Source organism: bacterium (genome assembly GCA_021158245.1).
In the GTDB taxonomy this organism is placed as follows: Bacteria; Zhuqueibacterota; QNDG01; order QNDG01; family QNDG01; genus QNDG01.
Genome location: JAGGVB010000148.1, coordinates 1 through 23679 on the forward strand (window position 1 = coordinate 1; position 23679 = coordinate 23679).

Genomic DNA, 23679 nt, shown 5'->3' on the forward strand with positions numbered 1-23679 from the left:
CCATATACCGTCTTTTGTTTTATCCTTTATCCCTTATCCTTGTCTTTTCTTCGCGTTCGTTGCGTGCGTTGCGAGAGAACACCAGGGCGGAGATTTGCAGATGCCGGTAATCCTTCTGCTTGATACTAAAACAAATCGGAGAACCTGTTTCAATTTTACTTTAAATAAATTTCAGTTCAATAATAACGCCCGCGGGATGAAATTACTGTAGATTTCAGGAGATTGATTCTTCCGGCCAGGCCGGAATCAAAATAAAAGGATTTCGGCTTATTATAATGCCTATGGTTCAGCATTGCTGAACGATATTGTAAAAATATATTTATGGTGCGGTTTAATTGTAATGACCTTGACATTATTGAGAGATTTGCTTATCTTTTTTTTATAAATTTACCGGAATTAAAGATTTTATTAAAGAGGCTGTTGTGGATTTGTTCCGCTTATTGGAAAACCTTGTCAGGATCGAATCTCCGTCAGGGATGGAGATAGATGTTATAAGTTTTTTGTCGGAATATCTTAAAAAAACCGGGTTTACAATCTCTCTCCAAAAGGTTAAAAAAGACAGGTACAATTTGTATGCAGAAATCCTTGAACCCAGGATTATTTTTACAACACATGTGGATACGGTGAATCCGTATATTTCTTATGATGAAGATGATGAATTTATTTACGGCAGAGGATCGTGCGATGCAAAAGGCTCCGCAGCTGTACAGATTAAAGCAGCTGAGAAACTGCTGTCAGAGGGAATTAAAAATGTAGGGCTCTTATTTGTAGTAGGAGAGGAGAGCGGTTCTGACGGTGCAAAAAAGGCAAATGAAATAAAGAATAATTGTGAATATTTTATTAACGGCGAGCCTACTGAAAATAAACTTATAACAGGAACAAAGGGTGCTGTAAGAATCAGGATAAACGCATCAGGTAAATCAGCTCATTCTGCATATCCTGAACTGGGTGATTCAGCAGTGTTAAAACTTCTGCATCTTTTTGAGAAATGGGAGCATACGGATTTCCCTGAGCACGAGGTTCTGGGAAAAACAACATGGAACATAGGTACGATAAACGGCGGGGTTCAGGCCAATGTAATTCCAGATCATGCGGAAGCTGAAATTATGTTCCGGACAGTTGTCTCATTTGAAAAAATGAAAGATATGTTTGAGCAGTCATTGACTGAAGGTATCTCAATGGAGTATACATTTACATCTGATCCTGTGATTTTGAATATCAGAGAAGGGTTTGAAACAGGAGCTGCAGCATTTGCAACAGATGTACCAGTGCTTTCAAATTGGGGCAAGCCTTTTCTAATAGGGCCAGGCTCTATACTTGATGCCCATACTTCACATGAGAAAGTAAGAAAAACAGATCTGAAAAAAGCAGTGGATCTGTATACCGAACTTACGCATATTCTGCTTAATTCATGAAATTAGCAATGTAAGTTGTAATATTTTTTATTATGCAATTCACGGGAATATTAATATGATTGTAATGAAATTCGGAGGGGCTTCTCTAAACAGTCCCGAATCAATAAAAAATGTAGTGGAAATTATTAAATCCCGCAGAAAAGAAAAACCTGTTATAGTACTTTCTGCTATGGCAAAAACAACTCGTTCTCTTCTGTTATGCGCTGAAGAATATGCTGAGGGAAACAGAGAAAAGGGGGATCAACATCTTGAAGATCTCCGCAAATTCCACTTCAGGATGGCAGAATCTCTGTTAGAAAATGAATTTCTGTACGAAGTTTCAGCAGGAATGGATAAGTACTTTAAAGAGCTTTCAGAGAGCCTTAATGCATTTTTTGCTCTTAAAGAACTGTCGCCAAGAAGCCAGGATTCTGTATTATGCTACGGTGAATTGCTGTCTACTCTGATTGTTGAGAGTTGTCTCAGGCAGGATGGAATAAATTCAAAGCTGCTTGATTCCAGAAAGATAATAATTACAGATAAATTTTTCACTGCCGCACAGCCAGTTTTTGGAGCGACTGAAAAATTGGTTTTAAGCATAATCGCTCCGTTGGCAGCAAAGGGTTTTATCCCTGTTTTGCAGGGATTTATCGGTTCAACAGAAGAGGGAATACCTGCAACTTTAGGTTTTGAAGGATCAGATTATACGGCTTCTATAATCGGTGCGGCATTAAAAGCCGATGCAATTCAAATATGGAAAAACGTACCTGGGATAATGTCTGCTGATCCTGATGTTGTGAGAGATGCTGAAACAGTGCGCACTTTAACTTTTTCCGAAGCAGAAGAACTGACATTTTTGGGTGCTAAAGTGCTTCATCCGTCTTCTATAGAACCTGCAAGAAAACTTGAGATTCCCGTAACAATCAGAAACACAAATGAGATTGACGGAGATTTTACATCAATAGTACCTGATCAGGCAGATGATGATGTAAAAGTAAAATCAATAACCTGTCTTAAGAACTTGATTCTCCTTAAATTTCAAAATGCGGATTCAAATAATATCCGGACTGTCTTGTCAGATATGGAGAAAAACTGTTTAAAAATATATCTGTCAACCTACCTGCACAACAGTATTAACCTGGTTGTACGAAACGGAGTAGGAGCTGAGCGGTTTATTTCAGCCTATGGTGCCCGCAATAATTTGTTAGTCAAAAAGCGTATTGCTTTGGTAACGCTTGTAGGCAGGGGCATAGGAAATGAGCCGGAAATTGCAGAAAGTACATTTAAATCATTAAATAATTCAGGCATAGATTATGAAATTTTTGTAAATATGGAAATGAGCCTTGCTATTGTATTAGAGGAAACTTCGGCAGAGGGTGCGGTTTTATCTCTTCACAATGATCTTTTATGTGATAAATAATTTTAAGGAGACGTTATGAAGGTCGCTCTTATAGGATACGGCCAGATGGGGCATATGATTGAGTCCATTGCAGCACGAAATAAAGTGGAGATTGCAGAGATATATGAAAAAGATAATCCCATAAAACCGTCTAAAGATGAAGCTGAAAAGCTTAAGGATGTTAAAGTTTTAATTGATTTTTCTTTCCCGGAGGCTGTTTTGGACAATGTAAAAATTTGTGCAGAGCTATCAAAGAACATTGTAATAGGTACAACAGGCTGGGAAAAGGAGATCGGGAAGATAAAGAAAATTGTCGAAGAGAGAAATATCGGATTTGTCTATGCGTCAAATTTTTCTCTCGGCATAAATCTCTTTTATAAAATTGCAGAATATGCCGGATCATTAATCAGTACATTTGATTTTTACGATCCCTTTATTGAGGAGTCCCATCATAAAAAGAAAAAAGATGCCCCCTCAGGAACTGCAAAAGTACTGCATATGCTTCTTAAGAAGAGTTACAAAGATCGAGAAATTCCCGTAACAAGTGTGAGAGCGGGTTATATTGCGGGGATTCATAATGTCAGTTTTGATTCTGCTGTTGATGAAATTCATCTGACTCACAGGGCAAAGAACAGACAGGGTTTCGCAGAAGGTGCAGTGCTTGCATCTAAATGGATAGAAGGAAGAAAAGGTTTTTACGAATTTAATCAGGTACTTGAATCAATTCTATTTAAGGACGGTTCGTGAAAAGTTTTGTCAAAAGCATGTATAACTTCTGAGAAATGATAATATATGACACTTAATAATAATAGGAGACATTTTATGAAATCCTTAAGTGCTTTAAAAGGATGCGGTACTGCACTGGTAACTCCATTTTCATCTTCCGGGGATCTTGATGAAGAAGCGTTGCGCAGGCTCGTCAACTTTCAAATTGACGAAGGGATTGATTTCCTTGTTCCCTGCGGTACTACAGGAGAGAACCCCACTCTGACGGAAGATGAACATCTGAAAGTTGTTTCAATTGTTGTAGAGGAATCAAAGGGAAGAGTGCCGATTATTGCAGGAGCCGGAGGATATAATACAATAAAAGTTATTGAGATGGCAAGGAAAGTCATTGCTGTCGGTGCGGACGGTATTCTTTCAGTGGCACCTTATTATAACAAGCCTACACAGGAAGGCATTTACGAACATTATAAAGAAATTGCCGGTGCAGTTGATGCTCCGATTGTTGTATATAATGTACCTGGCCGTACAGGCGTTAACATTCTGCCCGATACTGTGGCAAGGCTGAGTGAAATAACTAATATTATTGCACTTAAAGCTGCTTCAGGCAATGTTTCCCAAATTGCTGAAGTTGCAGTAAAAACTCCGTCTGATTTTAAGATTATATCCGGTGATGACGCAATTACGCTTCCTATTATTGCACTTGGGGGAGTAGGCGTTATTTCGGTTGTATCCAATCAAGTGCCGAAACTCATGGTTAAGTTTGTACAGCTTTGCCTGAAAAGTAAATTTGACAAGGCAATGGAAATACAGAAAAAACTTTTTCCCTTAATAAAACTTGATTTTATCACTACAAATCCGATTCCTGTAAAAGCAGGCCTTGCCATGATGGGGCTTATAGAAGAGCAGTACCGCCTTCCTCTTGTGCCTATGTCAAGAGAGCAGAAGGAGCTTTTACGCAGAGGTATGGATGATCTCGGGCTGCTGAAGAAAAAATTATAGAAGAGGCTGTTAATGAATAAATTGATTGATGCAATTGAGGATTCATTCCAGTATGTAAAGGATAATGAACCAAACAGCAGTATCATAAAAACTTTTAATGAGTTTATTGAGCTTCTTAATTCAGGACAGATTAGAGCTGCAATAAAAGAAAACGGCAAATGGCAGGTAAATCTGTGGGTTAAAAAAGGTATTCTCCTCGGCTTTAAAATCGGGGAGTTAAAGGATTATTCGATAAATAATCAATTCAGGTATTTTGATAAAACTACATATCCTTTACGCCCTCTGTCTATAGATGACAGAATACGCATTGTTCCGGGAGGATCATCAATTAGAAACGGATGTTATGTAGGTAAAAATGTAACATGTATGCCTCCCATGTATATTAATGTAGGCGCATACGTGGATGAGGGTACAATGATAGATTCCCACGCTCTTGTGGGGTCGTGTGCTCAAATAGGTGCAAGAGTTCACTTAAGCGCCGGTTCACAAATAGGCGGAGTCCTTGAGCCGATAGGGTCAATACCTGTAATAATTGAAGATGATGTACTGATAGGAGGCAACTGCGGGATTTATGAAGGCACTATTGTCAGGGAAAAAGCTGTAATCGGAGCAGGAGTTATCATTACAGGAGCAACTCAGGTTTTTGATCTTGTTAAAGAAAAAGTTTACAGGAAAAGTGAAAATGCTCCTCTTGAAATTCCTGAAGGAGCAGTTGTTGTTCCCGGTTCCAGGCCTGTTACAAAAGGTATGGGAAAAGAGTACGGAATATCTCTTTATACTCCGGTTATTGTAAAATACCGTGACACCAAGACTGAAAAGAGTGTGAAAATAGAGAATCTTCTAAGATAATGGATTCATGATTTCCTTAAATATGCATCATGGGCTAAAAAGAAAAATTATAACCAGGATATTAACATATGGGAGGCTTGTAGCAATTACAGTGAAATGTGGTAATCTGCTGCTTCCATAAGGGAGAATTAAGGGTGACATTTAAAGACTGGGTATACAAAAATATTCTGCCTTTTCTAGGCTGGGCAGCAGTAACTCTTTACTCAAAGACATTAAGACTTCAGGTACTGGGCAAAGAAAATGCTGACAAGATGATAAATTCAGGGAAAACAGTTATTTTTGCTGTTATTCACGGAAGGCAGTTTGCTGTGTACAGGATGCTTGGGTATAATGATTTATGTGTTATGGTATCCACAAGCAGGGACGGTATGCTGGCGGCAGGAGTGCTTAAGAAATTCGGGTTCGAGGTTGCATACGGCTCCAGTGCAAAATCTCCTGTTCGGGCACTATTGGGAATGATAAAGCTGATGCATACAGGATACAACGGAGTTATGGCTGTTGACGGGCCAAAGGGCCCTATTTACAAGGTTAAACCCGGGATTCTCTTTCTTGCAAAAAAAATGGATGCTGTTATTGTGCCTTTTGTTTTTTCCTCAAAAAAAGCTGTAATAATGAAAGCATGGGATAAGTATATGCTGCCGAAACCATTTGCCAAATCAGTCGTTATATTTGGCGAACCGTTTTATACCGCTGCAAGTACTTCCAAAGACATTATTGAAAAGGAGAGCCTTGCCTTAGAGAAGATTCTTTTGGATAATATAAGAAAGGCTGATAAGCTTGCGGGCTGGATTGAGAAATAGACAACTGCTCGAATCTAATTTTCTTATAAAGTATATCGTCAGGTGTGAAAGAAAAAGATAGTCATGCAGGAGAAAGAACTCACAATCCTGTCGGATCCACGAATTCATCCACGAATTACACGAATTAACACGAATTAAAAGAATAGATTAACGGAAATTTCCAGATGCCGGCAAAAAAAATTCCGTGGTATTCCCTTATACCCTATACCTCTTTCAATTTTAAAGTGACAACCTATTTCAGGACAAGACAAAGTTAATTGATGCAGTAGAAAAGATATCAAAAGCTGCAGAGATAGCAGGGAAGGATGAAAGGGGCTTATAATAAATCCCCTTTCCCTCCCGGAAACACATACATAATAATTTTCAGAATAATCCCTTAATGTTTCCCTGTTTATCCATAGTAACATTTTCCGCAGTCGGTACTTTGGGAAGCCCTGGCATGAGAAGAATATCCCCTGTTATCGGCACCAGAAACCCTGCTCCGGAAGATATGCTGATTTTGCGGACTGTAACAAGAAAGTCTTTGGGCCTGCCGAGGAGATTAGGATTATCCGACAGAGATTTTTGAGTCTTTGCTATACAGACCGGAAGTTTGTCGAGTCCGAGTTTCTTGATTGTTTTAATGTCATTTTTAGCATCTTTAGTGAAATCAATTGCGTTAGAACCGTAAATTTCTCTGCATACGGTCTCTATCTTATCCTCAAGCGGAGAATCGAGTTTGTAAAGCGGAGTATATTTTTTTGAATGATTTGCAAGCTCCGCTACTTTGCGGGCAAGCTCTTCTGCACCTTCGCCGCCTCTGCCTGCTGAATCAATTACAGCAGATTCCACACCTTTCATTTTTAGAAAATTCTGAATGACAGCTATCTCGTCATCAGAATCGGAAGGGAACTTGTTTATTGCAATAAGAGGCGCAACATTGAATTTGTAGATGTTTTCAATATGTTTGTCAAGATTCGGAAGTCCCCTTTCAACTGCCTGGGGATCAGATTCATTAAGCTCTTTAATTTTTCTGCCGCCGTGCATTTTTAATGCTCTTACAGTTGCAACAAGAACAACAACTTTTGGATTAAGCCCGCTTTTGCGTGCAACTATGTCAAAGAATTTCTCTGCTCCGAGATCAAATCCGAAGCCTGCTTCAGTTACCACATAGTCAGCAAGTTTAAGCGCAAGCTGCATTGATAGTACAGAGCATGTGCCCTGAGCTATATTCGCAAAGGGGCCGCCATGTACCAGAGCAGGTGTGTTTTCAGTGGTCTGGACAAGATTCGGCTTAATAGCGTGTTTTAACAGAGAGTTTACAGCCTGGCAGATGTTGAGATCACGTAAAAATACCGGATGGTTATCATAAGTAAAACCGATCAGAATATTTGATAGCTTTTGACACATGTCTTCATAACTTGTGGACAGGCCCAGAATAGCCATAATCTCAGATGAAGCTGTTATTGCGAATTGACTTTCCCTTGGAAAACCGTTTTTCTTACCTCCGAGGCCGATTACAATATCCCGCAGAGACCTGTCATTCATATCCAGCACACGATTCCATGAAATTTTTCTGGGATCAATAAGAGGCTCTTTGCGTCGAAAAATGTGATTGTCAAGACACGCTGCAATAAGATTATGAGCAGCTGAAACAGCGTGTATGTCACCGGTAAAGTGGAGGTTTATCTCTTCAATAGGGTGTACCTGAGTTTTGCCTCCTCCTGTTGCTCCTCCCTTCATCCCGAAAAGAGGGCCGAGAGAAGGTTCCCTTAAAGTAACGATTGCTTTCTTTCCTATACGGTTAAGGCCTATGGAAAGCCCAACTGCTGTTGTGGTTTTTCCTTCACCTGCAGGTGTCGGTGTTATTGCAGATACGAGAATCAACGAGCCATCTTTATGTTCCTTGAATTTGTCATACGCAGACAGTTTTATTTTGGCTTTGTAGTCACCGTATAATTCAATATCAGAGGGCTCTAATCCCACACTTTTAGCAATATCTGCAACAGGTTTTAGATATTGAGATTCTTTATCTTGCGGCATATAACCTCCACTAAGAAATATTTTTAAAGTATAAAATAATAATTCCCATATTACACTTATAATCCGCTACAGGTTTTCTCCTGTACTTGTCATAACAAGCTTGCCGTGTTTTACACCTTTTGTGCTGATCAGGTTGTCAGCAATTTTTCTGATTTTATCTGCGTTGCCTTTTACAGCAAGAACTTCAAGGCAGTTTGTTTCATCAAGGTGGATGTGCATCATTGAAATGACTTCGTGGTGATGCTGATGCTGATGCTCTGTTAAGTTATTAGAAAGCTGATGTTTGCTGTGATCATAAATTATAGTAATAGTGCCTACGGTTTCCTTGGAATCGTCCTTTCTGCTCTCATCCCATTCTTCTCTCACAAGTTTATCCCGGACAAGATCACGTACAGCTTCAGATCTGTTGGAATAGCCGTGTATTTCTATGTATTTATCAAAATTTTCAAGCAGCATGCTGTCCATTGACACACCGAATCTTTTCAATTCTCCCATAATGGTTTTCTCCCGAGGGTAAAGTATGATTAGTGTCAAAATAATATTATTTAATCCGAAATGCAAGGGGCTCTTTACATATTTTACAAATCGCCCTGAATAAAAAATCCTATTTATCATCCGGTTTTATTACAGCAGTGTATCCGCCGCCGGGAATGAGATTTACATTGAGGCTTTCGGAAGATTTAACTGTTAAATGTTCTGTTATTATTGCCGGGGTTTTGCCTTTTCTGTGAGGATTTTTAAAATATATGGATGCCTTATATTGTTTGTTTGAGTTGTCTATGAATTTGAGGGGGATGCTGAGTGTCTTTTTATATGAATTTGATATTGCACTTACATACCATGTTGATCCTGTACGTCTCGCCAGAATGATGAATTTGCCTGGTTTACCGTCTATAAATATGGTTTTATCCCAGGAGGAAGGGAGATCATACAGAAAATTTTTAAACTCAGGTACAATTAAACTGTTATTCCGCATTCTCAGAGAAGAGTTTGTCAGAATATTCAGAGCAAGAATTGTACTGATGTCAAATGTACTGTTTTGGCCCTGGCTTTTCAGGTTATCGTAGTAAACTGCACACAGATCAACAGGAGAAGATATCATTTGAGAATATGGGATTGTTGTGAGCGGCAGGTATATACCCCAGGCTGCTTTATTGAAAATATACTTAAAGTCCGGTGCAAGAGTCAAAAAGTTGGGATATGTCTCTGCAAGGCCGGAAAAATTTCCATTTCCTTTAAATCCTACAATGAGATTATTTGCGGCGGCATTATCCAAAATCTCAGATGCAGTTATCAGTCCGGCATTTTTATTCTCTTTGCTAATATCCACAAAAATGCCTGCTACCCCCATTCTTTTAATATCTGACATTTTTATTCGGCAGTTTTCCGCTAAATATAACCGGGACGTTCGTAAAATGACATTTACATCTTTATTAGTTGCGAGAGATGTAACATGCCTGATCTGCTCTGAGTCGGGTTTGGCCTGCACAGGGATTGTTATATAGTTAATTTTGTTCTTTTCACAGAAATCAATAGAATGCAGCAGGGAATCAGTGTTCACATTCCCTTGAAAATCAAGATATGAACCGCCTTTTATCCATGAAACATCTTTAAAAGAGCGTGGCCGGCTGAGAAGATTTATAAAGCTGCTGTATGAAAATTTACCCGGATTTTCGCCTATCAATACAACTCTCCATGCTGTAAAAGTTGAGTTGATCATATCTTTCCCTGATTGTTTATAAGGTGCTTCAGCAAAAGAGAAACGGATGCTATGTACAGTTTTCAGCCTCATGGCATTGCTGTTTTTGACATTTGTTTCAGTTATCTCAATCCAGAGATTTTGGCTTGCCTGCATTAGAAGAGGAGGAATAATGGAAAGTGTATCATTAATTTGGGATATTGACAATGTTGAATATGTAAAAGTTTCAGATTCGTTACTATCAGAAACAGCAGGCAGGATAGCTGTGTAATTTTCTGAAAAATAAAATCCGGTATCCTCCTTTTTAATATTTCTTACTGAAATGCCCTGGTTTAAAGGAATATGATACCGAAAGGCCGCTCCATAGTTGCTGAGAACAAATTCTACTGTAAAAAATCGAAAAGGCGGACGTTTTTCTTGGAGATACAGGAGAATTTGATTATATTCTACGTAAGAAGTGTCAGGTGTCCCTGAAACAGGCACAAATGATCCCGTGATTTTTTTTCTCTGAACATTGTAGAGGCGTAAATCTTTATTAACAGGAGGAAAGTTATAGAAATTCAGTCCGAGAGGCGAATCTTTGACTATTTTTTTATCTTTAAAATAGATTGAATAGTACAGATACTCTTCCTGAGGATAAGGTAAAGATTTTTCCTGGACAGAAATTATTAAAGATATGTTTTTATCAGGAGAAAGAACAATTTCAGAAGCGGAAGTTGCCCCAGTAATGAAAGATATGATTAATACTACTAATCCCGGAATGATACCGGGTAATAAATTCTTGTGCATATGGGCCTCTGTCAGGTGCACTGGTTCAGACATTGAACAGATTTTCATTAATAGTTGAATATGCGGTTTTAATATAAAAAATTTCAGCAAAAGATAGAAGTACTTTTTAACATTTATCCTAATCAAAAACAGGAGGAGCGTATGAGCGAATTTAAACCCTATGTCTCTGCTGATGTACAGATGAAAGATTTTAATCTTAAAACTGTGGTTCTCGGGGTTATACTTGGAATTGTACTTGGCAGCGCGAATGCTTATCTCGGGCTAAGAGTGGGGTTGACAATAAGTACTGCTATTCCTCTTGCAGTAGTCTCCGTGGCTGTACTTAAGATGCTTTCTCCTATTTTCGGAAAAGCAACGATTCTTGAATGCAATATAAGCCAGACAGCAGGCTCTTCTACATCCTCTCTTGCTTCCGGAATAATATTTACAATTCCTGCACTGTTTATCTGGGGTTATCAGCCTTCTCTATTACAGCTGACAATGCTTGCAATGACAGGAGGAGTGCTGGGTGTTCTCCTTATGATTCCCCTTCGCAGGTTTTTGATTGTTCAGGAGCATGAAAACCTCCCTTATCCGGAAGGTACTGCTGCAGCTGAGGTTTTAATTGCTGCAACAGGAGAAGGAGGGGCTTCTGCAAAAAGTGTGTTTATGGGAATGGGCATAGGTGCATTATACAAGGGTTTGATTTCACTTTTATATTTATGGCCTTCAAAATTAAAAATTCATCTGCCTTTTATTAATAAAGCTGAGGTCGGAGTTTCCACAACTCCTGCTCTTCTTGGTGTCGGATACATACTCGGAAGGCGAATCGGTACTATTATGGTCGGAGGAGGGCTGCTGTCCTGGGTTGTTATTATTCCGTTTATTGCATGGAAATTCGGCAATTCGGAAATTTGGCCTGCCACTCTTGAATATCTCCGAACAAAAGGGCTCGATCCTTCCATTACTTTAATAGGCCAGCTTTCGCCAAAAGAAATTTGGGAGGGATACATCAGAATTATTGGTGCTGGAGCTGTAGCTGCTGCGGGGATTATTACAGTTATCAAGTCCATTCCGACTATGGTTGATTCTTTAAAAATCGGAATCAAAGGGCTGCGCTCAAGTGCTTCAGGCGCAGTAGATACCAGATTAAGGACACAGCAGGATCTGTCTATAAAGTATGTTCTTTTGGGAGTAAGTATTATTATTCTTATGATTACATTCCTGCCAGGAATTATCGGCCATAACACAACTATGCTGATGCGGTTTTTCAGTGCTATTGCTATTGCGATTTTTGCATTTTCATTTGTGACAGTTTCTTCAAGGATTGTGGGAATGATAGGAGTATCTTCCAATCCTACTTCTGGTATGGCGATTGTCACCCTTCTTGGTACCGGATTAATATTTAAACTTCTTGGCTGGACTGATCTTACAGGAAAAATAACTGCTCTTACAATTGGTACAATTGTGTGTATTTCAGCTTCTATTGCTGGAGATATATCTCAGGATTTAAAGACCGGATTTATATTAGGTTCAACTCCGAGAAAGCAGCAGGTGGCTGAGATGATAGGAGCTGTAGGAGCTGCATTTTTTATCTGCCTCTCTGTATTCTACCTTGGAAAAGCTTACGGATTCGGTACAGAAGAACTTCCCGCACCTCAGGCTACACTTATGAAAACTGTTCTGGACGGAGTTCTTGACGGAAACCTCAGGTGGGATCTTGTCGGAATTGGTGCGATTTTTTCCATTGTTGTAATGTTTTTCAAAATTCCGCCCCTTGCATTTGCAGTTGGTGTTTACCTCCCTCTGTACACAATGACACCGGTTTTTATTGGCGGGCTTATCAGGCATTATGTTGATAAAAAGTACGGTGTTTCAAAAGAGAAAACCAGTAAGGCGGATGAAGGGAGGGACAACGGAATACTCCTTGGTTCGGGCTTTATTGCAGGGGAGGGGCTTATGGGCGTTGTTATAGCAATAATTGCTGTTGCCCTGTCCAGTGCTCCGCATCTTCTTGAAATAAAGTATCCGGCTGAATGGATAGGACAGATAGTGTCCGGCATTATCTTTACTATTCTTGGATGGTATCTCTATTCTCAGGCTGCAAAATCAAGGAGAAAAGCCTGATTGAATAATAGCAGGGCATAAGTAAAAAATTGATAAAGGGTTGCATAAAAGGAATTTTATTTTAAATTACATGATTTGCAAATCTGCAGTATAGAATAAAGGGATTCGCGGCGGATTCCAATTAGTAAAAATGCAGTACAGTATTGCAGGCTGCCTTAATTTTTTGGTAATATTTAACAACAGGGAAAAAGTTTATGGCAAGAACGGTTTTTCAATCTCCAAAGGGGATAAAAGATGTGCTTCCTGATGAGCAGGCTTATTGGCTTTTAATAGAAGAGAAGATCAGAAATATAGTACGTGCTTACGGGTACAAAAGGCTGACTCTCCCGGTGTTTGAAGAAACCGGCCTTTTTGCAAGGGGTGTGGGACAGGGTACTGATATTGTGGAAAAAGAGATGTACACTTTTGAGGATAAGGGGGGGAATTCCATTACTTTGCGTCCGGAATTTACAGCGGGTGTAATGAGAGCTTATCTTCAGCACGGTATGGCAAGTACTCCCAAACCTGTTAAATTGTGGTCATTCGGTCCGGTTTTCAGGTATGAGAGACCGCAGGCAGGAAGATTTCGTCAGCATACACAGTTTAATGTTGAGGCTTTGGGGGAACAGGATCCTGCTCTTGATTTTGAAGTTATGTCTGTTGCATTTCAGCTTTACGAGGAACTTGGGTTTAAAAATTTGAGTTTTCAGATAAATTCCATAGGATGCCCCAAGTGCAGGCCTAACTATCTTGATAAACTGAAAGAGTATTACAAAGAACACATCAATGAAGTGTGTGACGACTGCAAAAGAAGAATTAACACAAATCCACTGCGTGTACTTGACTGCAAGCGGGATCAGTGCCAGCCGGTAATCAAAAATGCACCTCCAATCTCCGAACACCTGTGTTCCGAATGTAAGGAGCATTTCAATACACTGAAATTGTATCTTGATAATGCAGGCCGTCCGTATCAGGTTAATCACAGGCTTGTCCGGGGCCTTGACTACTACACAAAGACTGTTTTTGAAGTGTGGGCACAGGGAATTGGAGCACAGAATGCTGTATGCGGAGGGGGGCGGTATGACGGACTTTCAGAAGCAATAGGAGGCTCTCCTACTCCTGGAGTAGGTTTCGCTTCGGGAATTGAAAGGATTGTACTTACATTACAGGCTCAGGAGAACATTGAAATAAAACCTGAACCTCCGCTTGCATTTTTTGCAATTCAAAGTATAAAAGCCAAATCGTGGGTCGTACAAACAGTTTCTGTACTGAGAAGTAAATTGATTCCCGTTGTCATGGCTTTTGGAGAGCGCAGCCTGAAGGCTCAGCTAAGGGAGGCAAACAGGCGTAATGTCTGTTTTGCAATAATTGCAGGGGAAGAAGAATTTGAAAAGAAAAAAGTTCAAATCAAATTTATGAATGAGCAAAAAAGCCTTGAAATCCCTTTTAACGAAGTAGTAGATTTTTTACTGAAGAACAAAGAGGACAAGGCTTGAACATAAGCACGGACAAATCCATTACAGTATGGGAAGCCCTTGGTATGGTTGTATGGGCTGTCCTGCTTATTTTGACTCTTGAGATTGCCGTAGGTAACCATCTTGGAAAAGTAAAAATTCTACTTATGGAAACTCTTATTATTGTACCTGCTCTGCTGTTTATTATTAAAAGAAAAGGCAGTATAAAAAATAATTTCAGACTAAAATCTGTAAATTATAAAATTCTGTTATCCTCTTTATTTATCGGTGGGGGGATATCAGTGCTAATTGATGAACTGGACAGATTAATACAGATAGTATTACCATACAACCTTCAAATAATGCAGAAAATAACTGAATTTATGAAAATCAATTCAGTATCTGATTTAATAATTCTGGTACTTGCCGTTGCAGTTGTAGCGCCGATTACAGAGGAGGCGCTGTTCAGAGGTTTCCTTCAGCAGAGATTGGAAGCTGCAACTGATGTTACAAGGGGGATTCTGTTAACATCTCTTGTATTCGGTTTTATTCATTTTAATCCATGGGCATTTGTTCAGATTATTATTATCGGAGTATTTTTCGGTGTTGCTGCACAGAGAAGCGGAAGTATTGCAGGAACAGTAGTCATGCACAGCTTTAACAACAGCCTGGCCCTGCTATTTGCAAATGAGAGGCCTGAGCAGATTACCTGGTATTTAAAAGGCGGCCATGTCAGGCCTGTTATCCTTATATGCTGTTTATTTATTACTGCTGCGGGATTTAAATATTTTTACAAGTTTACTAATCAGAAAGAGGTGAGCGGCTATGAAGAATAATATGTTTAAGATTTTCTTGATGATTTCAGCTTTTTCCCTTGGGTCAATATTAAGCGCTCAAGAGGATTCTGTAAAAAATAATATTGATGTTAAAATTAAAAAAGCAGTTGAATTAAGAACAAATGGCAGCGCTCTTAAAGCAGTGGAAATATTGAATAAGGTTGTTGCTGCAAATCCAAATTCCGACAGAGCATATCTTGAACTTGGCAAGGCCTGGTCAGAAGCTGCAGGAGCGGCAAGTCAGAAAAGTGACATGATGGCTGCTATGGAAGGTGTGAAAAAAGGTTTTGAAGCATTGGACAGAGCAGTAGAAATAAATCCCAATAATGTTGAAGTGAGAATTTATTATGGTATTTTTGCGGTAAATGTACCGTCATTCTTCGGAAAAACAGAAGCGGGAATTAAAAATCTGGAATATTCCCTGAAACTTGTAAAAAATGACCCTGAAACAGAAGTAACAATTCTGCAGTTTCTCGGAAAGGGATACAGAATGACTTCCCGGTTTGCTAAAGCGGCAGATGCGTGGGAGAGGGCGCTGGAATTAAATCCTCCTGAGAAGACAGCCGAAATTATTAAAAAAAATCTAAATGAAATAAAGTCAGAAATGAAAAAGAAATCTGACAAGGAGCAGAAAAGAAATAAGACTTATGCACATACAGATAATATTGAAAATCTTATTAAATCTGCAGAAAACAGCTTTAAAAAGAGTGATTTAAAAGCTGCTGAGAAATATGCAGAAAAGGCATTAAATATAGACAGCAAACGGGCAGATCTGCATCTCCTTCTTGCAAAAATTTATCAGCAGGATGCAGCTGTCGGGTACGATGAAAGAATTTATAATGATACGAATACGCGTTCGAATCTTGCATTCAAATTGACTAAACACCTTGAGACAGCGCATAAGCTGGCTCCTGATAATAATGAGATATCAGTCTATTATGCTACAGCAGTTGTGATGATGCCGTTTTTTGTTGGAAAGATGGATGAAGGAATCCGCATCCTTGAGGAGCTTAAAGAACGTACTGATATTAGTGATTCCATGCGGCCCCATATTTTATATACATTGGGTTATGCATATCGGAAAAAAGGTGATGCAGTATGGATGAGCCTTGTAAAGAATTATCCGAATGCAGACGAGGTGCAGAATGTTTATGACGAGTTTGGCCTCAGAAAAACCGATCATTCAACAGATAAGAATTTGAAACACAGAGTAAATATTTCATTTCATCTTGGATTCCAGGATGAACTTGCTCCCCAGACTGCAGTCTGGATAGAAGATGAGAAAGGGAATTTTATCAGAACAGTCTATGTTTCCGGATTTGCGGGATATGCAAAAGAAAAACAGGTGGACCTCCCGATCTGGGCAAATAAATCCAAATTTGAAACTAATGGCACAACAGGGGCAAGTATTGACTGGGGCAAGCATACATTTTTATGGGATCTGACTGATAAAAATAATCAGAAAGTTAAACCCGGTAAATATACTGTTGTAGTGGAATCATCATGGTGGCCGAGTATGAAATATGGTAGAGCAGAAGCAATTGTTAGTGTCGGTAAGAAGAAAAATCAAGTTTTAAGTAATAATAAACCGTTTATACCGTGGTTACTTGTTGAATATAAGTAGAAGGAGTGTATATGAACATTGTTGTTTGCATCAAACAGGTGCCTGACACAACAGATGTTAAAATAGACCCCAAAACAAATACTCTTGTCAGGGAAGGGGTTGAAAGTATATTAAATCCGTTTGATTCATATGCAGTAGAAGAAGCATTGAGAATCAAAGAAAAACTTGGCGGTAAGGTTTATGCAATTACAATGGGGCCGCCTCAGGCCGAAGCAGTGCTCAGAGAAGCTGTATCTGTGGGAGTGGATGAAGTTATTTTAATAAGCGATCCGGCTTTTGCAGGTGCGGATACTCTTGCAACTTCTTATGCACTTGCACAGGCAATTAAAAAACTGGAAGGAATTGATTTACTCATCTGCGGAAAACAGGCTATAGACGGAGACACAGCTCAGGTAGGGCCCGGTATTGCAGTACATCTTAATCTGCCTCAAATAGCATTTGTGAAAAAGATAAGGGAAATCTCTCCTGAAAAAATAGTTGCAGAGAGAATGATGGAAGAGGGCTTTGAAGTAGTTGAAGCAGCTTTGCCGTGCATTATTACAGTTGTAAAAGATATTAATGAACCCAGGCTTCCGTCATTAAGAGGAAAGATGGCTGCTAAAAAGACGGAGATTCCTGTGTGGAAGGCTGATGACATAGGCGCTGAAAAAGATTTAATAGGCTTGAAAGGTTCTCCTACAGTTGTTAAACAGATATTTGCTCCTCCGAGAAAAACCGGCGGCAAAATCTTTACCGGAGAACCTGCAGAAGTTGTAAATGAATTTATGGAAATGGCAAAAGAGTTTAAACTGATTCAGTAATTATATTTTTAAAAAAAGATAAAGATACAAAGGAGTTGCAAGTGCCAGCAATAATAGTTATTGAAGAAAAATGTATCGGTTGCGGGGCGTGTGTTAAGGTTTGTCCTTACGGCGCAATTACAATGGAAGATAAACTTGCAGAGATTGATGTTGCAAAGTGCACTCTATGCGGAGCATGTGTTGAGGTCTGTCCTGTAGATGCTATTGAAATAACTGTAAAACGTACATCAGTTGAAGGGCTTGAAGATTACAAAGGTGTATGGATTTTTGCAGAGCAGCGTGAGGGTGAAATCCAGTCAGTAGTTTATGAATTAATAGGTGCAGGCCAGAGGCTTGCAAAAGAGAGAGGATCTGAACTGAGTGCTGTTCTTTTCGGCAGTAATCTGAATGATTCTGTTCTGCTTGACCTGTTTCAGAGGGGTGCAGATAAGGTATACATTGCTGATGATCCTGTTTTGGAGCAGTTTAATGATGAAGCATATTCAAGGATACTTGTAAAACTGATTAATGAGCATAAACCGGAAATCGTTCTGGCAGGTGCAACCGCTCTCGGAAGAGCGCTTATACCGAGAGTTGCTGTTGAACTTAAAACAGGACTGACTGCAGATTGTACAGGGCTTGAAATTGATTCCGAAACCGGACATCTGCTTCAGACAAGGCCTGCATTCGGCGGAAATATAATGGCAACGATTTTATGCGAACATACAAGGCCTCAGATGGCAACTGTACGGCACAAGGTTATGCCTGAAGCAGCTCTTGATACATCGAAAACAATGGGTGAAGTAGTGAGAGTTGATGTTACTTCGCAGGATGCGGCAACTCGCACAAAAGTACTTGAAGTTGTGAAAGAGCTGGAAGACACAGTGAATATTGCAGAAGCTGATGTGATTGTATCGGGCGGAAGAGGCCTTAAGAGCCCTGAAAATTTTGAAATGTTAAAAGATTTGGCAAAGGTGCTTGGGGGTGCAGTAGGCGCTTCAAGGGCCGCTGTTGATGCGGGATGGATCAGTTATTCTCATCAAGTAGGACAGACAGGAAAGACTGTTAAGCCAAAGGTTTATATTGCAGTAGGGATATCAGGCGCAATTCAGCATCTGGTAGGAATGTCATCGGCAGATGTGATTATTGCAGTAAATAAAAATCCTGATGCCCCGATTTTTGAGGTTGCAGATTACGGTCTTGTTGGGGATCTTTTTGAGATAGTTCCTGAGCTTACAAAAAGATTTAAGGAGATTATGTAGTTTTAAACGTATAATTGTAATTATAAAAATTCCATGGTTTTTTCTGTTAGTATTGTTCGTTGCTGATAATAATTTAAATCAGTCAGCATATTGTCCTGAATAGAGGACAGTAAATTTTTTACTTGTCCTTTATTCAGGACGTTTCATGTTAGAGGTTCTAAAAAAATCTATTATAATCTGACTTTTCCCTGAATTAAAAGCAATGGAACGCAAAATCTGATTTATCAGATTAATTCCTGGCATGGGATGCTTAGTGTTTTTGAAGCCGGGCAGTATTTAATTGTAATTTTTTGTTTATAAATCTATGGAATTTAATCTATTAGGTAGGTCTGAATGCCCGTTGAATTGCTGTTTAACAGGGAGTAGACAATTTTTCTATTTTTTTATAATATTATTGCATTTTTCTTGCTTTTATTGTTATATTTAATTTGGTCAACAAAATTATTACTGCACTTCAAGTTATTATCCGGCAATTTTCCGTATGTTGCAGATGACATTTATTGAAATATCAAAGATAGTGGTATGATTTTTGAGCGATTTTAAGTATTGTCTTTTTTTTACCCTGTTCTGGCAGTATTCCGGCCGGGTATAATACTGATGATATAAATTTTTGTACAGATATAAACCAAATTTTTTAATAGGAGGAATTAAGATGATCCCTCGGAGAAAAGAGAAGAATCTGTATTTTTATGTCAGATTTGTTGCAGTAATTATATTTTTTGCAGTAAGCGCTAATGTATTTGCTCAGGCACCAGATACTGTCTGGACGCAGCATTTCGGAGGCGTGAGCAGTGACGAGGCCCGAGGTGTGGTTCAGGTTGCGGACGGCGGTTTTGTAGTGACCGGGTATACCAGGTCTTACGGAGCAGGTAGTTATGATATCTGGATAGTTAAAGCTGATGCTGACGGAACATTTCTTTGGAGAAAAGAGTACGGCGGAACAGGCGGGGAGAGCGGAAGATCGATATTTTCTACAACTGACAGCGGTTTTATAATAGGCGGAAATACAAGCTCGTGGGGTGCAGGCCAGACAGATATGTTTTTATTAAAGACCGATGCCAGCGGTGATACTACAGGAGGAGTCGGATGGCTCAATACTTATGGTGGTTTATTCTGGGATGAAGGCCGTACAGGTATTCAGACTTCTGACGGCGGATATGCTTTGGTCGGCTTTGTTCAGCCGCAGCGTGATAGTGACTATGATGTTACTTTAATAAAGACCGATGCTTCCGGGACTATGCAGTGGCAGAAGACATATACGGGACTCCATGACGAAAAAGGATATGATCTGGTTCAAACTGCAGACGGCGGGTATGCAATCCTGGGATATACGGAATCGTATGGAGCGGGAGCAAAGGATTTTTATTTGATTAAAACAAATGCGACAGGAGATTCATCATGGTCTCAGACTTACGGGGGCCCTTTTGATGATGAAGGAAAGTCTATTGTTCAGACAACTGACGGGGGCTACATACTTACCGGATATACAATAATGTCTGATGGACATGGTGCAAAAGATCTATGTCTTATTAAAATAGCTTCTGACGGCACTAAAGAATGGGAAAGCAAATTTGGTGGTACAGGCGACGATGAGGGCTATTCTGTAATACAATCCAGCGACGGCTGGTACGTGGCAGCAGGATATTCAAAACATACAGGCCCCAGAGATGACAAGGATGCTTATATTGTTAAGGTGGACGGGTCCGGCAATTTATACTGGTCGAAACTTTCAGGTGAAGCTGATGACGATGATTTTCAGACTATCACAGAAACCTCTGACCATGGTTATGTGGCAGCAGGTGCGCATTATGTTGCAGGAAGCCCGGGAAATCTTTTAGATATGTATGTTGTGAGAATTGAGGAAGATGAGGATTACATAGTAGGTTCTGTCACAGATGAAAGTTCCCAAGCTCTGGTCGGTGCTGTTGTCAGAGCCTGGACTGATTATCCTACAGGTACAATAGTTGACACAACAGTAACTGATGCAGACGGCAGGTTTGCTATCAGGCTTGATGCAGGAACATACGATTTAAGAGTTGAATACCCTGATTACCAAATTCGGGAAGTGGATGATGTTGTTTCGCCAAGCGCAGATAACAATATAAGCCTCACTCCTCTTCCTCATATTTCCGGTACGGTTGAAGACCTATCAAGCAGTGCAGTACTGAATAATGTTAAAGTAGTAGTCTGGGATACATACGGTACAGGTACGAGGATTGACAGTACAAACACAGATGCATCAGGGCAATTTTCAATTGCAGTTAATACGGATGGGGATTATGATATTGCTTTTACTGTAACAGGTTATTTTGATTCCGTATATGTTGATGTTTCGGCTCCGGGAAGCGGATATCATTTTGACATGAGATTAATTCCGTATATCTCCGGAACAGTAACAGACGGATCCTTACCTATTAACAGTGCAAAAGTTGTTGTGTGGGATACTTACAATACAGGCACAAGAATAGATAGTGTAAATACAGCATCAGACGGTACTTTTTCTGTGGATTCACTTACAGAGGGCAGTACATACGACCTCTATGTATCCAAAAGCAGTTACTATTCAAAACTTACGGAGAATGTCAATGCGAGCAGTTCCGGAAATACAATTGCATTAACTATTCTTCCATATCTGAAAGGCAATATTACATTCGGCGGATCTGCTGTTGCAGGTGCAACAGTACAGGCCTGGTTCCCTTATCCGGACAGCCTCGTAGGCGAAGCAACAACAGACGCGTCAGGAAATTATGATATACCCGGGCTTGACAGTGCAAGATATGATATAAGAGTATTCGGATCCGGTTATTATCCCAAAGTTGATAAAGATGTTCTATCACCGTCAGCAGGAAATGATATGATGCTTGCTGCAATTCCGACTGTAACTCCATCAAGGTACTATTGTGATTTCTGGGGGGATACAAGTTTTTACTTCGGAGCGGCCCTGCAGATAGGAGATGTAATTACAGCAGAAGACCCTGACGGAGTGACCTGCGGTGTTACTACTGTAACAGATACTGCAGATGACGGGTTCGGAGTTTACCTGATCCATGTTTACGGAGAAGATCCTCTGCTGGCAGGAGATCAGGGAGCGGAAAACGGAGATACGATTATATTTTATATTAACGGGTACAAAGCATCTTACATCGGAGATCCGGGCTGGGCAAATCAGGAGAGCAGGCATCTGGAATTAAATGTTGAGCCGTGGATTACATGTAAAATGCCGATTTATCAGAATTGGAACCTTATAAGTTTCCATTCGGCTCCTGATGACAGCAGTGTTGCGAATATTATTTCAGGGATTGACAGCCTGAATTACATAAGTGCTTATTACGGAAATGATCCTGATCCTGTAAAGAGCTGGGACAGATACAGGCCAGCTTCATCAAATGATTTGGAATATATGAATGCCATTCACGGGTACTGGATGAGATCAGATACAACTGTTGTGGAGACTTTAAGAGTTGCAGGACAGAGAATTGATGTCACGACACCGATTAATCTTTACACAGGGTGGAATTTAATCGGATATCTTCCTACAACAGCAGATTCAATGTCTCATGCATTCAGTACTCTTGGTACAAATTATGATTATGTCCAGGGCATGGAATCTTCCAGCTCAAACAGTGAGATAAGAACATGGTCAAGAGGAAGGCCGATAAACGATCTTTATGTATTTGATAATCATCATGGCTACTGGGTTCACATGGGTGTTGATGATATCCTGACATATCCTGAAAACGGATATACCGCAGCACAGACAGTGCATCTTGAAAAAACAAGCGTAAAGGGCGGAATAAAAGTTTTTGCAACTCCCTATTGGTGTGATTTGTGGGGTGTTGAGCCTGAAAAACTTTCCTCTAATACAGAAATTCTGGTTAAGGACAAAGACGGAGTTATATGCGGGGCAGGTATTGTCAGAGATGATGGTGCATTTCTTATCCATGTTTACGGAGATGTTCCATCCACTTCAATAGACGAGGGAGCAGGCGAGGGGGATGTTCTGACCTTATTTACAGAAGACGGATATAAGCTTGAACCTGTAAAACCGGTTTCATGGCATTTCAGAGGTAATATTAATGTAATGCTGTCTGAAAAAGAGGAAACTGTGATTCCTGTGATATACGAACTTGAGCAGAATTATCCAAATCCGTTTAACCCGGAAACTACAATCCGTTACAGGATGCCGGAATCGGGCATAGTAAATATTACAGTTTATAATACCATGGGGCAGAAAATAAAAACTCTGGTAAATTCAAACCGGAAAGCCGGAACCTTTGAAGTTAAGTGGGACGGGACAAGAGAAGATGGTTCTTTTGTAGGCTCAGGCATGTACATTATCAGAATGAAGGCAGCAGGATTTACATCAGCAAGGAAAGTTTTGTTTATTCAATAAATTCTACAGAGATTGAAACCGGATTTAAAGCCTCCCTGAACGATAAAAAGGGAGGCTTTAAAATCATAAAACATGGATTTTGGATTAAACAGACATCTAAAAGAATCCGGGGAATTAATTGTATTTGATAAAGATGTGTTTTAAATATAGAAGCTGGTTTTTAAGTGTAATACTTATTTTGTCGTTATTGTTTATAAACAGCCTGTATGCACAGGATGTCAGGGTTGTAGCAGATTTAAAAGGCGGTATTAAAACCGCTGTAATTGAAGTATGGGATTCATATCCTAACGGACGAATCTTACAAGAAATTTACACAGACAACAACGGAGTATTTACACTTCCGGATTTACCCTCCGGTTCTGATCTGCGAATACATGCTGACTGGTATTTCCCTCTTGTATCCTTTTCTTCACAGGTTCCTGATACAAGTTTTCTTGAACCGGTACCTGTTGTTGAAGGCTCAATGCAGTATCTTGAATACTGTAGCACAGAGAGTTTTTTTCACGGATACCCTGTTCAGGTCGGAGATGTTGTTTATGCAGTTGATCCTGATGGAGTCATTTGCGGAG

Annotated in this window: 18 protein-coding genes; 15 read left to right on the plus strand and 3 right to left on the minus strand. The window is 39.7% G+C overall.

Annotated elements, in window-relative coordinates:
- The 7 genes from J7K93_07855 to J7K93_07885 form a co-directional block, all read left to right on the plus strand.
- A partial coding sequence (locus tag J7K93_07855) for a hypothetical protein (GenBank protein ID MCD6116913.1) occupies positions 1 to 211 on the plus strand: 211 nt, incomplete at its 5' end.
- Between the two features lie 211 nt (positions 212 to 422).
- Positions 423 to 1415, plus strand: coding sequence for a M20/M25/M40 family metallo-hydrolase (locus J7K93_07860; protein ID MCD6116914.1), 993 nt, complete (start codon positions 423 to 425; stop codon positions 1413 to 1415).
- Between the two features lie 55 nt (positions 1416 to 1470).
- Positions 1471 to 2814, plus strand: a complete 1344-nt coding sequence (locus J7K93_07865; protein MCD6116915.1) for an aspartate kinase — start codon at positions 1471 to 1473, stop codon at positions 2812 to 2814.
- Positions 2815 to 2829: 15 nt separating this feature from the next.
- A complete protein-coding gene (locus J7K93_07870) occupies positions 2830 to 3540 on the plus strand; it encodes a 4-hydroxy-tetrahydrodipicolinate reductase (protein ID MCD6116916.1) in 711 nt (236 codons plus the stop codon).
- A gap of 75 nt (positions 3541 to 3615) precedes the next feature.
- The gene (locus J7K93_07875) at positions 3616 to 4518 is read left to right on the plus strand and encodes a 4-hydroxy-tetrahydrodipicolinate synthase (protein ID MCD6116917.1); all 903 of its coding nucleotides are present in this window, start codon (positions 3616 to 3618) and stop codon (positions 4516 to 4518) included.
- A gap of 12 nt (positions 4519 to 4530) precedes the next feature.
- Complete coding sequence (locus J7K93_07880) at positions 4531 to 5367, plus strand: 2,3,4,5-tetrahydropyridine-2,6-dicarboxylate N-succinyltransferase (protein ID MCD6116918.1); 837 nt, start codon at positions 4531 to 4533, stop codon at positions 5365 to 5367.
- Positions 5368 to 5501: 134 nt separating this feature from the next.
- A complete protein-coding gene (locus J7K93_07885; protein MCD6116919.1) occupies positions 5502 to 6167 on the plus strand; it encodes a lysophospholipid acyltransferase family protein in 666 nt (221 codons plus the stop codon).
- Positions 6168 to 6530: 363 nt separating this feature from the next.
- On the opposite strand, the gene J7K93_07890 is transcribed toward J7K93_07885, so the two are convergent.
- The 3 genes from J7K93_07890 to J7K93_07900 all read right to left on the minus strand — a co-directional run bounded on the left by J7K93_07890 (position 6531) and on the right by J7K93_07900 (position 10677).
- The gene (locus J7K93_07890; GenBank protein ID MCD6116920.1) at positions 6531 to 8189 is read right to left on the minus strand and encodes a formate--tetrahydrofolate ligase; all 1659 of its coding nucleotides are present in this window, start codon (positions 8187 to 8189) and stop codon (positions 6531 to 6533) included.
- A gap of 66 nt (positions 8190 to 8255) precedes the next feature.
- On the minus strand, positions 8256 to 8684 hold the full coding sequence (nikR, locus tag J7K93_07895) for a nickel-responsive transcriptional regulator NikR (GenBank protein ID MCD6116921.1): 429 nt from the start codon (positions 8682 to 8684) through the stop codon (positions 8256 to 8258).
- Positions 8685 to 8793: 109 nt separating this feature from the next.
- The gene (locus J7K93_07900; protein MCD6116922.1) at positions 8794 to 10677 is read right to left on the minus strand and encodes a glycoside hydrolase family 97 N-terminal domain-containing protein; all 1884 of its coding nucleotides are present in this window, start codon (positions 10675 to 10677) and stop codon (positions 8794 to 8796) included.
- Between the two features lie 141 nt (positions 10678 to 10818).
- On the opposite strand from J7K93_07900, the gene J7K93_07905 reads away from it, so the two are divergent.
- From J7K93_07905 to J7K93_07940, 8 genes are all read left to right on the plus strand, one after another.
- The gene (locus tag J7K93_07905; GenBank protein MCD6116923.1) at positions 10819 to 12783 is read left to right on the plus strand and encodes an oligopeptide transporter, OPT family; all 1965 of its coding nucleotides are present in this window, start codon (positions 10819 to 10821) and stop codon (positions 12781 to 12783) included.
- Between the two features lie 194 nt (positions 12784 to 12977).
- Positions 12978 to 14258: a histidine--tRNA ligase gene (locus J7K93_07910; protein MCD6116924.1), complete on the plus strand. Its 1281-nt coding sequence runs from the start codon at positions 12978 to 12980 to the stop codon at positions 14256 to 14258.
- On the plus strand, positions 14255 to 15052 hold the full coding sequence (locus tag J7K93_07915; protein ID MCD6116925.1) for a CPBP family intramembrane metalloprotease: 798 nt from the start codon (positions 14255 to 14257) through the stop codon (positions 15050 to 15052). The genes J7K93_07910 and J7K93_07915 overlap by 4 nt, the downstream gene beginning before the upstream one ends.
- On the plus strand, positions 15042 to 16676 hold the full coding sequence (locus J7K93_07920; protein MCD6116926.1) for a DUF2271 domain-containing protein: 1635 nt from the start codon (positions 15042 to 15044) through the stop codon (positions 16674 to 16676). Before J7K93_07915 ends, J7K93_07920 begins: the two co-directional genes overlap by 11 nt.
- 11 nt (positions 16677 to 16687) lie before the next feature.
- The gene (locus tag J7K93_07925) at positions 16688 to 17476 is read left to right on the plus strand and encodes an electron transfer flavoprotein subunit beta/FixA family protein (protein ID MCD6116927.1); all 789 of its coding nucleotides are present in this window, start codon (positions 16688 to 16690) and stop codon (positions 17474 to 17476) included.
- Positions 17477 to 17517: 41 nt separating this feature from the next.
- The gene (locus J7K93_07930; GenBank protein MCD6116928.1) at positions 17518 to 18717 is read left to right on the plus strand and encodes an FAD-binding protein; all 1200 of its coding nucleotides are present in this window, start codon (positions 17518 to 17520) and stop codon (positions 18715 to 18717) included.
- A gap of 652 nt (positions 18718 to 19369) precedes the next feature.
- Complete coding sequence (locus J7K93_07935) at positions 19370 to 23110, plus strand: carboxypeptidase regulatory-like domain-containing protein (GenBank protein MCD6116929.1); 3741 nt, start codon at positions 19370 to 19372, stop codon at positions 23108 to 23110.
- Between the two features lie 118 nt (positions 23111 to 23228).
- Positions 23229 to 23679: hypothetical protein (locus tag J7K93_07940; GenBank protein MCD6116930.1), on the plus strand; the 451-nt coding region annotated here is incomplete at its 3' end.

Excerpts from the sequence above, each read along its gene's own strand:
- J7K93_07865 (MCD6116915.1), top strand. The coding sequence starts at position 1,471 with ATGATTGTAATGAAATTCGGAGGGGCTTCTCTAAACAGTCCCGAATCA.
- J7K93_07870 (MCD6116916.1), top strand. The coding sequence starts at position 2,830 with ATGAAGGTCGCTCTTATAGGATACGGCCAGATGGGGCATATGATTGAG.
- J7K93_07875 (MCD6116917.1), top strand. The coding sequence starts at position 3,616 with ATGAAATCCTTAAGTGCTTTAAAAGGATGCGGTACTGCACTGGTAACT.
- J7K93_07880 (MCD6116918.1), top strand. The coding sequence starts at position 4,531 with ATGAATAAATTGATTGATGCAATTGAGGATTCATTCCAGTATGTAAAG.
- J7K93_07890 (MCD6116920.1), bottom strand. The coding sequence starts at position 8,189 with ATGCCGCAAGATAAAGAATCTCAATATCTAAAACCTGTTGCAGATATT.
- nikR (MCD6116921.1), bottom strand. The coding sequence starts at position 8,684 with ATGGGAGAATTGAAAAGATTCGGTGTGTCAATGGACAGCATGCTGCTT.
- J7K93_07900 (MCD6116922.1), bottom strand. The coding sequence starts at position 10,677 with ATGCACAAGAATTTATTACCCGGTATCATTCCGGGATTAGTAGTATTA.
- J7K93_07905 (MCD6116923.1), top strand. The coding sequence starts at position 10,819 with ATGAGCGAATTTAAACCCTATGTCTCTGCTGATGTACAGATGAAAGAT.
- J7K93_07910 (MCD6116924.1), top strand. The coding sequence starts at position 12,978 with ATGGCAAGAACGGTTTTTCAATCTCCAAAGGGGATAAAAGATGTGCTT.
- J7K93_07920 (MCD6116926.1), top strand. The coding sequence starts at position 15,042 with ATGAAGAATAATATGTTTAAGATTTTCTTGATGATTTCAGCTTTTTCC.
- J7K93_07925 (MCD6116927.1), top strand. The coding sequence starts at position 16,688 with ATGAACATTGTTGTTTGCATCAAACAGGTGCCTGACACAACAGATGTT.
- J7K93_07935 (MCD6116929.1), top strand. The coding sequence starts at position 19,370 with ATGATCCCTCGGAGAAAAGAGAAGAATCTGTATTTTTATGTCAGATTT.